Origin of the sequence: Corynebacterium sp. HMSC055A01 (assembly GCF_001809405.1) — a bacterium.
Taxonomy (GTDB): domain Bacteria; phylum Actinomycetota; class Actinomycetes; order Mycobacteriales; family Mycobacteriaceae; genus Corynebacterium; species Corynebacterium hesseae.
On the sequence record NZ_KV797567.1, the window covers coordinates 55,364 to 63,930 of the forward strand.

Genomic DNA, 8,567 nt, shown 5'->3' on the forward strand with positions numbered 1-8,567 from the left:
CCTTGCATCTCCTAGGATTCTGGGTCGATGAGGACTGGTGCGTCTGCGGGGAGGGTGAAGCGTCCGTCGCGGGTTGCCCCGTACACGTAGTCGCCTTCTTGGGTGGCGTAGACCAGGCGGTCGGGCACAAGGCGCGGGTCATAAGAATCGGGGTTGAGGACGATGCGGCAAACCTTGAATCGGGGTAGGTCTGCCGCCGTCATCTCCTGGTAGGGCATCAATACTCGCCTCGTCTAATGAGGCCGATGACGTGTGCAGCTGCTTTGGCTAGGTCTGCTGCACCGAGGTCTTGTAATTCTGCGGGGGTTGGATCATCGTTGCTGTAATACTTCATGTGGTCAATGCCGTAGGCGTAGGTGAGGAGCCTGCCCTCGAGCTCTTTCAGCTTTTCTTGGTAGTAGGCGGCATCCATACCAGCTACCTAGAACGGCGGCTGTTGGTCTTGGCCTACGGGTGCGGGGTCACCCCACGCCCCCGTCGTAGCGGTCTGGCCCTGGGATGCGGCCTGATTCCACTGCTGCTGAGCCGAAGAAGGCTGCTGCTGGCCTTGGCCGCGTGGCTGGTTGTAGAAGCTGCTGGCAAGAAGCTCAACCTTGCTGCGCTTCTCCCCCTCCCTGGTTTCCCACGACTGGGTAATCAGCTTGCCGGTGACAGCAACCTGGTCGCCCTTCTTCAGCTCGGCGGCGAGGTGCGCCCACTGAACCGGATTCTGGTTCTTGGTCTCATCCCAGATAGTCACATCTAGGTACATGCTGCGGGTTTTCACCCATTGGTTCTGTTCCTGGTCGAACCTGTTATCCGAGCTGGCGAGGGTGAAGCTAGCGACAGCCTTACCACTCTTGGTGAATCGCAGTTCCGCGTCACGAGGCAAACCGCCGGTAATGGTGATGGTGTCAATCATCTACTTTTCACCTTCCAGCTCAGCCCAGCGGGCGCGGCAAAGGTCGATGACAGCGTCTGGTACTTCACCTGATTGCTTGAGGTTGGCGGCGAAGTCATTCACCTGCTCCGAGGTGGTGAAACTCTCCAACGTTTCCTTCACATCTGCGATGAGGTCATCATCAACCACCTCCGGCTCCGGCTTCTTCGTCAACGCCGGCACCGGCGCGGCCTCTGCCTTCGCCCGCACATCCTCACGAGTCGCGGTCATCTTCACCGGTTCCAGTTCCAGGTCTTCGGCGGCGTACTTGATACCCAGCAGGACATCCGGGGCGAGCTTGCGGGATACCTCGGATGCGGCCTTGGCGTACAGCATGGCCTGCGGGTCGGTCTGATATTTCTTGTTGCTGGTGTAGCCCGCCTTCTTGGCGCGCTCGATAGTCCAGGTGGATTCCTCAGTCTCACCTGCGGGAGAGGTGCCGCGCACAGTGACCTTCTCGTCACTGGTCTCTACGGTCTGAAACTTGTAGCCCTTCGCCTTCAACAATGCGACCATTGTGCGGGCGTAGATAGCGGGCTGGCCATGCACCACGAACACCTGCTGCAATGCCTGCTGGGGCTTCAATCCAAGTTCTGCGCCGTAGAGGATTGCGGCTGCACCATCATCAGGCTTGCCCCGGAAGGTTTGCGGAACCATCTGGGTGTTGCACAGGACGGTGGCGAGCTTGTGGGCTGCGCCCATGGCTTCGGCTTGGCGGGTGAGGAGGTCGAGACCGTCCTCAGAGGTGTTGATGGTGGCGAGTTCGTTACTCATGGTTAGTTCTCCTTGATTGTGAGTCGGGTTGACCCTGCGCGGGTCTTGGTGCGAAATTGGTTGTAGAGGTCAGGGTGGGCGGTTTTAAAGATTCGGGTGTCGAACACTTTGGAGGGTTGTGTGGTGGAGACGGTGAGGTGGTAGCCGCCGTAATCACCTGTGTGTGAGTCGCCGGTTAGCTCTAGGATTTCGGCTTTCAGGGCGTCAATACGCTTTTTGAGGTCGTCTACCTCGGCGGTGAGTTCGGCGTAGCGGGTGACGAGGAACGTCACGTCATCTACCTCATCGAGTGAGGTGATTTCGCCCATCCACTCTGGGGTGGTGCCGTCCAACCATGCGAACCACTCAGCGGCGGTGGCCATCAGCTCAGCGGCAAACTTCGGGTCGTAGAGGATGGTGCGGTGGTCTAGCGCCACGGGTGTGAAGTCCTCGTGCACCTCCACCAACAACGCGCAGGCTTCTGCCCCTGTGTAGTGCATGTTTGCCTGAATCTGCGCGTAGTACTGATTAGGGCACCAGTCATGCCAGCGGCCACCTTGAAACGGCTCAGTGCTGGTCTTAATCTCCCCAATCACCTCAAGGTCTTCGGCGTAGAGGTCAGGAGTACAGGACAGGCGTTCATCATCGGGGAGGAAGATGGTTTGCGGCTCCGCGTTGTAGACGAGGCGTGAATCCACTTCGTCTATCAGCACCTGGGCTAACAGGGGTTCGCGGGCACTACCCCACTCTGTGTACTGGTTGCCGTGGAACTTCGAGCCGTGTTCTTTGGCGTCGCGTACCTCGTGCCACGTCGCGGCATTCCTACTACAGTGCAGACGGGCTAGCTCCGTCGAGGTCAACTTTCCTTGACGAAACGCCAGCCAGTCCTCGTTGTCTGCCGGTTCGTAGCGTCTCACTTCTTTCCCTTCTCGTCATAGCGGGCCAAAGTCATGTCAGTCAGCGTGCACGCAATGTCAGGCTCATAGCCACGGTCCATGAAGGCCTGCATCACGTCGTCCGCCTCTTCAATCAACGGCTCCATGTAGAGGAAGTGCGGGGTGATACTGGTCAAATGTTGCGGCATCTTATTCGGTGTATTCATGTCATCCTTTGGGTGTTGAGAATCTTCTTCGCGTGGCGGGCATGCTCATCGCAGAACCGGAAACCACGCCCCAAATCAAGGTCATCAGTTCCGATGCGGGTGCAGGCGTGGTAGAGACAGCCGTGCTCATCGCGGTAAGCAACGAGCGCTTTCGTGGCCTCCGGCTGCGTCTTAAATCCGGTGGGTTTCGGGATGTTTACCCACCAACGGCCACGCTTAAATCGTGCTGGGGTGAGCTCCATCGTTGAATGTGTCTTTCAATCGTCTTCGGGGTGGTGTGGTACACGGCGGCAAGCCGCTGTACAGCGAGTTTCGGGCCAAGCATCATCTCAAAATGCTCATATTCCTCAGCCACAATCTGCCCCTTGGTGGGCTTGCGCCGCACCCGCTTCTTCACGGACTTGTTCTTGGTGCGGTGCTCCCCCATCTCATGCACAAACCGCAGCGCTTCACCCCAACTCGCGGCAGGAAACACCATGTCCCCCTCGCATACGTGCCACACACCGGTGATGAGGTCTTTATGGATGCTGGTCATCACAACCACACCGGAGGCATACTGATGAAAGCATGGGCGACGAAACCGACGAGGCCACCGAGAATGCCAGTGGCCCAGCACAGGCGGGTGCGCTTCGCTGCGATGTCCTGCCAGTAGGCGATACGGCGGGCATCAGGGGATGTGCGGGGAGGTCGTTTAGAATCCATGGTCAATTTTCCTTTTCTCTTTCTCAGCCAGGGACGCGAGCAGGTTGGCTTGTGCCGCGTTGTCCTTGATGCGGCGGCGGATGCTTTCCGGCAGTCGGGTCATGGTGTATAGGGCGCGATACCGGCCCTCAATGTCCTTGAAGTGCGCAATAGCTTGGTCGATGGTGATTTCCCGCATGTCAGCCCCTCCGCATCATGTAGAAGCGCGGCGTATAGGCGCGGTAGCGACGATGGAAGATGTGCTTGAGTAGTCGTTTCATGCTGCTCCTTGATTCATGTACTGGTCGAGCCAGGATTGTGTTGTGCGCCAGGTCTTGCCTGGTTTGCGGGCCTCAATATCGCCGCGCCGCATCAAGGTGCGGATAGTTTCGGCGTGAAGGCCCGTGTACTCAGATGCTTCCCTCACGGTCAGCCAGGCCGGTGTAGTATTCATGGGTGTCTCCGTTTCAGGTGGACAGAGCAAGACCCCCGCGTAGTTACAGCAGTCGCGGGGGCCTTTTGTGTATGTGGGGGGGTTGCAGGCGTGCAGAGCCAAGCGGGCAGTGTCCAACCCCGCCGGATACAACCTTGACGCTCCATTTCGCCTTGAACAGGAAGAATGCGCTTAACAACCCCCAGTGGCCAGCCGGGGAATCGAACCCCGGTGCTTGCAAGAATCATCACCCGCTTTGTAGGCAATAAGTGATGAATCAATAACCTTTCTGGCCTGAGTGCTTCGCCCGGGAGTCGAACCCGGATACCCGCGTAGGGTGCCGCATTTTGAGTGCGGTGCGTATACCAATTCCGCCAGCGAAGCAAAGTATTTATGTCAGCGCCGCTCGTTCCCTCCCAACCACGTTGGGGTGCCTGCATTACTGCGTACCCCGGTCATCGCAATCTAAGAACCATGCTCACGGGGCCGGTATCATCCGGCGCTCTTCACTATTCAGTTGTCATTCATCACGGCCCACTGGTTCCTGCCCTATCCCCTGGGACAGGAAGACTTCGGCGGCCTGGTGCCCGTGGGGAGGCTTGCATTCCCCCGCCTGCTAAATCGGGCTATCGGGTGGCGTCTACCTGGGATGCCCGTCAGACAGACTCCGGCAAGATGTCATAGATAGAGCGGTCCACCTCAATGCCGGCATTCTTGGCTACGGTGATTGCCCACCCAGCCCGCACATACAGCGTTTGCCGCACCTGACCGTTGTGATAGCGCGGAGCATTATGCTGAGCGCGCAGGTCAAACAAGTTCCGGTAGGCGGCATAGGCGCGGTACTCGTTGCGGTCAACCACATCGCCCTTGCGGGATGACCACTCGCGAGTCTGTACCTTGCGGTAAATCATCTTCGCGTCCAGGAGTTTCTGGCGGGCTTGCGGCTCCGTAAGGCCGAAGTGCGCGCCCCAGTCCTTGACAGTCATGACGTCGGACTCGATGGATACGCAGTGGTCGTAGTACTCCACCTTTGGTTTCGCAGCTTCGAGCGCAAGGGCTTGGTCTGCGGTCTTTGCTTCAAGCTCCTTAATGGTGCTGTCTGCAACCTTGATAGCCCGAGCCATAAGCTCTTCTGGGGACAGCTGCGCTGGTTCCTTAGCCCGGCGTTCGCATTCGATGAAGTACTGGCGGGCCTGCTTTCCCTTCTCCGTGCGCTGAATCATGGAAATTTCCTTCGCCATGTCCAGCGACACGATGTGGTCAGTACGTGGACGGCCACCTGCGGGGGAGGTATTCCCCGAAATTGGGGAAAAGTCCTGACCTGCATCGAAGCCATACGCGGTCATGTCCTTGAACCACGTCGTATAGTCCTTGCCGATACCCAGGAACTTGTGTAGGTCACGGCCCATGACGGCCTGAATGCCGTCGCGGTCTTGAATGGGAATTAGTTCACTCATGGTGTAAACTCCTTTAGTAGTTCTATGGCCCCCGCTTCGGCGGGGCTTTTTCTTTTATGCGACGGAGCGGACTCGGACTCGTCGTATGCGCATTTCTTCTTCGGTTACGTCGAATACGTCCTCAAATGTGACGGGGAAGTTCGCGAGGATTGAGCCAATAAGGCGTGGCCCGGCTTCTGCCCTGTCGTTGAGTTGGCGGCTAATTGTGGATGGTGCGCAATCAAGTTTTTCTGCGAGGGCTGCGATGCCTCCTGCTTCATTGGCTGCGTTCTCTAGCCACTCTTTGCGGACTCGAACTGTATGAAGGAAAGTCATGCAACCTCCTTGTTTGTTCTTTCGCAAACCCTGTTTGGGCTTACACAAATGAAACTACATCACTGTTTGTTCCTGCGCAAGTTTTGTTTGCTTTGTCGCTATCACTTGCGCTTTTGCGTGTGCGCAAATATAGTTAGGGGCATGAGTTCAACACGCTGGTGGGATTACATCGAGCCCATAATCGGAAACATGACAATGCGCGACGCCGCCAAGAAAGCCGGCTTCAACCAGAGCGCCTTTACCCGATGGAAGAGCGGGGCAAAAGCAGACCCCGAATTCGTCGTCAAATTCGCCCGCGCCTTCAACCTCAACGTCTTGGAAGCTCTTGTAGAAGCCGAATTCATAACTGAGAAAGAAGCCTCACTCGGGGGCGACAAGGTAGAACGTCTCCACGCGACCATCCACGCTTTTGAAGCAGAAGCACTAGCTTTAAACGCTGCATCTGAAATTGCTGAACATGCAGCAGCTAGCATCAAAGCTGCCTATGTGAAGGACGTTCTGGGCGAGACTATCCAGGCCTCGAGGATTTCCAACTGGAAGGAAATAGACAAGAAATTCGAAGAGGCCTGCGAAACCAAATCCACCCCGCATCTCACCCCCGTGTCCGATGCGTCTGCTTCACTACCGGATGAGGATGACGGCACCGTCATGGAGTGGGATGACAACATCCCGCACGCTGCTGACTCCTCCCCCGATGAGCAGGCAGAGCGCGAGAAACGAGGTGAAGATTTGATTGATTAACCTTGACGCCCTAATCGATGTTGCGCAGGCCCGGGGCTACCGAATCCGGTGGCACCGTGGCGGGCCAAAAGCCGCATGGCTCCCCCACCGCAACACCATCACCCTGCGCGTCGGCATGGACGACGTCACCACCCTGTGCTCCCTAGCCCACGAGCTAGGACACGCACACTACGGAGACCCGCCAGGCCACCACGGGACACACGAGATACGCGCCGACCGCTTCGCGGCCCGCCTCCTCGTCAGCCCCACCGAATACGCCACAGCAGAAGCCATCTTTGGACCACAACCCTCACTCATCGCCCACGAACTCGGAGTGACGGTCAAAGTCCTAAAAACTTGGATCTCTATCTACGAAAGACAATCAGCATGACCCACATACCCCCACCCGTCGAAAAGACGAATAGCCCCTTCTATAAGCGATGGTGGTTCTGGCTCCTCTTAGTCCTCGCCATCATTGGTATCATCATTGCAGTACTCAGTGTGCTCTTACTCACTGCACGACCGGACGGCTTCGCAAACGAGGAGACTAAACGCGAAACCTGGGAAGCGTACAAGTGCGACGCTTATGGCCGGGTAGATGCAGCGTTCGAAGGGACGTCTATCTTTGTTGAACTTAGCTCGGGAAGTATACCTGACGAGGAGCGAGATGAGGCTATTCACTGGTCAACCGAGCTACAGATAAAAGGTCACAATAAGACTGTTGGGGACATAATCGAGCGGACGAACACAGCGCAAACCACCAACATGTGCGCAGGCTGGCTTTGGGAACGACACAAGCGTCGTGAAGACTTCTGGCGCGGGTATGAAGAGTTCACCATAGAAGACGCACGGGATAGCGGGGTGGTCACAGAGTAAAACGTAGGAATGTCCTTGCGGAGCTGTGCTCAAGACGCAAGGACACCCTGGGCCCAACCGGGGGGGATTGTGGGCCTAGTAACAGCATAAAGTAATCCGGCCCCTGGCGCTCAACATGTGGAAGTGGAGAAGCACCAAAGGCCGGAACACGAACCCCGTTTTGGGGTCGGAGTTGTCGCCCGGGGCGTTCTTTCAGCCCTGGCTAACAAGGAGAAAGCATAATGGCATCCATCAAACCGTACAAGACCGCAAAAGGCAGGGCGTGGCGCGTACAGTACCGCTCCCCTGATGGCAAGAACCGCACCAAACAAGGATTCAGAACAAAAAGCGCGGCACAAGCGTGGGCCGACAAAAACGCCACCACCATCCGCGAAGGCGACTGGATCGACCCCAACGCCGGGAAAATCACCATCGGGGAACTCGGTACACGCTGGCTCGCCATGCAAACCCACCTGAAACCATCCACAATGCGGACAACGGAACAAACCTGGCGCATCCACGTCGAACCACGCTGGGGAGACACACCAATCAGGGCGGTGCTGTCCTCCGAGATACAGCACTGGCTATCAAGCACGGATCGCTCCGCATCAATCGTGAGGAAGAACCATGCGATGCTGTCCCAAATCCTTGATATGGCGGTGCGTGACGGGATTGTGAAGACCAACGCGGCGAAGGGTGTGGCGCTTCCTAGGAAGGCGAAGGCGAGGAAGGTGTATTTGAGTTGGGAGCAGCTTGCCGCGTTTGCCGAGGAGTGTGGGGATAATGCGCCTATCGTGTGGTTGCTGGGCACCGTAGGTTTGCGGTGGGGTGAGCTTGCGGGCTTGCAGGTCCAGGACGTGGATGTGCTGCGTGGGCGTATCACTGTGCGGCGTAATGCGGTGACTGTGGGGTCTGGGGTGGAGGTTGGCACTCCGAAGACTCATGAGGCGCGGGTGGTGGCTGTGCCGAGGTTTGTGATGGATATGTTGGTGCCGTTGATGGATGGGAAGGGTCAGGATTCTTGGGTGTGGTGTAGGTCTGATGGGTCACCGTTGCGGGTGCCATCATCAAATACGTGGTTTTATTGTGCGCTTGGACGGTGCATGGATAGGGACGACGAGTTCCCGCGTGTGACCCCGCATGGGCTTCGGCACGTGGCGGCGGGGTTGATGATTTCGTCGGGGGCGCATCCGAAAGTGGTACAGCGTCAGCTTGGTCATGCGAGTGCGGCGATGACGTTGGATACGTACGCTGATTTGTGGGAGGACGATTTGGATGCAGTGGCAGGCCGTATGGATGAGAGTTTTTCGGAGGTCGTGGAATTGTCGTGGA

The 8,567-nt window shown here is 57.4% G+C and carries 17 protein-coding genes and 1 tRNA gene; 4 read left to right on the forward strand and 14 right to left on the reverse strand.

Annotated elements, in window-relative coordinates:
• Positions 1–11 precede the first annotated feature (11 nt).
• From HMPREF2604_RS05250 to HMPREF2604_RS05300, 14 genes are all read right to left on the reverse strand, one after another.
• Entirely contained in the window at positions 12–218 is a 207-nt protein-coding gene (locus HMPREF2604_RS05250; RefSeq protein ID WP_070563860.1) for a hypothetical protein, read from the reverse strand.
• The gene (locus tag HMPREF2604_RS05255) at positions 218–412 is read right to left on the reverse strand and encodes a hypothetical protein (protein ID WP_070563864.1); all 195 of its coding nucleotides are present in this window, start codon (positions 410–412) and stop codon (positions 218–220) included. The genes HMPREF2604_RS05250 and HMPREF2604_RS05255 overlap by 1 nt, the downstream gene beginning before the upstream one ends.
• A 9-nt stretch (positions 413–421) precedes the next feature.
• A complete protein-coding gene (ssb, locus tag HMPREF2604_RS05260) occupies positions 422–901 on the reverse strand; it encodes a single-stranded DNA-binding protein (RefSeq protein ID WP_070563867.1) in 480 nt (159 codons plus the stop codon).
• A complete protein-coding gene (locus HMPREF2604_RS05265) occupies positions 902–1,693 on the reverse strand; it encodes a hypothetical protein (RefSeq protein WP_070563870.1) in 792 nt (263 codons plus the stop codon).
• A 2-nt stretch (positions 1,694–1,695) separates the two neighbouring features.
• The gene (locus HMPREF2604_RS05270) at positions 1,696–2,589 is read right to left on the reverse strand and encodes a YqaJ viral recombinase family protein (RefSeq protein ID WP_083299183.1); all 894 of its coding nucleotides are present in this window, start codon (positions 2,587–2,589) and stop codon (positions 1,696–1,698) included.
• Positions 2,586–2,774, reverse strand: coding sequence for a hypothetical protein (locus HMPREF2604_RS05275; protein ID WP_070563876.1), 189 nt, complete (start codon positions 2,772–2,774; stop codon positions 2,586–2,588). The genes HMPREF2604_RS05270 and HMPREF2604_RS05275 overlap by 4 nt, the downstream gene beginning before the upstream one ends.
• Positions 2,771–3,016 carry a hypothetical protein gene (locus HMPREF2604_RS13890; protein ID WP_141746430.1) on the reverse strand — a complete coding sequence of 82 codons (246 nt, stop codon included), beginning with the start codon at positions 3,014–3,016 and terminating at the stop codon, positions 2,771–2,773. The genes HMPREF2604_RS05275 and HMPREF2604_RS13890 overlap by 4 nt, the downstream gene beginning before the upstream one ends.
• Entirely contained in the window at positions 2,971–3,309 is a 339-nt protein-coding gene (locus HMPREF2604_RS05280) for a hypothetical protein (protein ID WP_070563879.1), read from the reverse strand. The genes HMPREF2604_RS13890 and HMPREF2604_RS05280 overlap by 46 nt, the downstream gene beginning before the upstream one ends.
• The gene (locus HMPREF2604_RS14080) at positions 3,309–3,476 is read right to left on the reverse strand and encodes a hypothetical protein (RefSeq protein ID WP_168162992.1); all 168 of its coding nucleotides are present in this window, start codon (positions 3,474–3,476) and stop codon (positions 3,309–3,311) included. Before HMPREF2604_RS14080 ends, HMPREF2604_RS05280 begins: the two co-directional genes overlap by 1 nt.
• Positions 3,466–3,654: a hypothetical protein gene (locus HMPREF2604_RS05285; RefSeq protein WP_070563882.1), complete on the reverse strand. Its 189-nt coding sequence runs from the start codon at positions 3,652–3,654 to the stop codon at positions 3,466–3,468. Before HMPREF2604_RS05285 ends, HMPREF2604_RS14080 begins: the two co-directional genes overlap by 11 nt.
• Positions 3,655–3,732: 78 nt before the next feature.
• On the reverse strand, positions 3,733–3,909 hold the full coding sequence (locus tag HMPREF2604_RS13555; protein ID WP_082723313.1) for a helix-turn-helix domain-containing protein: 177 nt from the start codon (positions 3,907–3,909) through the stop codon (positions 3,733–3,735).
• Between the two features lie 278 nt (positions 3,910–4,187).
• Positions 4,188–4,272, reverse strand: a tRNA-Leu gene (locus HMPREF2604_RS05290).
• Positions 4,273–4,544: 272 nt separating this feature from the next.
• Complete coding sequence (locus HMPREF2604_RS05295) at positions 4,545–5,345, reverse strand: antA/AntB antirepressor family protein (RefSeq protein ID WP_070563885.1); 801 nt, start codon at positions 5,343–5,345, stop codon at positions 4,545–4,547.
• A gap of 54 nt (positions 5,346–5,399) precedes the next feature.
• Entirely contained in the window at positions 5,400–5,660 is a 261-nt protein-coding gene (locus HMPREF2604_RS05300; protein ID WP_070563888.1) for a helix-turn-helix domain-containing protein, read from the reverse strand.
• 141 nt (positions 5,661–5,801) lie between these two features.
• On the opposite strand from HMPREF2604_RS05300, the gene HMPREF2604_RS05305 reads away from it, so the two are divergent.
• The 4 genes from HMPREF2604_RS05305 to HMPREF2604_RS05320 all read left to right on the forward strand — a co-directional run.
• Complete coding sequence (locus HMPREF2604_RS05305; RefSeq protein WP_141746431.1) at positions 5,802–6,401, forward strand: helix-turn-helix domain-containing protein; 600 nt, start codon at positions 5,802–5,804, stop codon at positions 6,399–6,401.
• Positions 6,394–6,771: an ImmA/IrrE family metallo-endopeptidase gene (locus HMPREF2604_RS05310; RefSeq protein WP_246818378.1), complete on the forward strand. Its 378-nt coding sequence runs from the start codon at positions 6,394–6,396 to the stop codon at positions 6,769–6,771. Before HMPREF2604_RS05305 ends, HMPREF2604_RS05310 begins: the two co-directional genes overlap by 8 nt.
• Positions 6,768–7,256 (forward strand): hypothetical protein, encoded by a 489-nt coding sequence (locus HMPREF2604_RS05315; RefSeq protein ID WP_070563894.1) that lies wholly within the window; start codon positions 6,768–6,770, stop codon positions 7,254–7,256. Before HMPREF2604_RS05310 ends, HMPREF2604_RS05315 begins: the two co-directional genes overlap by 4 nt.
• 221 nt (positions 7,257–7,477) lie before the next feature.
• Positions 7,478–8,567 (forward strand): tyrosine-type recombinase/integrase (locus HMPREF2604_RS05320; RefSeq protein ID WP_070563897.1); only part of this gene is annotated, 1,090 nt, incomplete at its 3' end.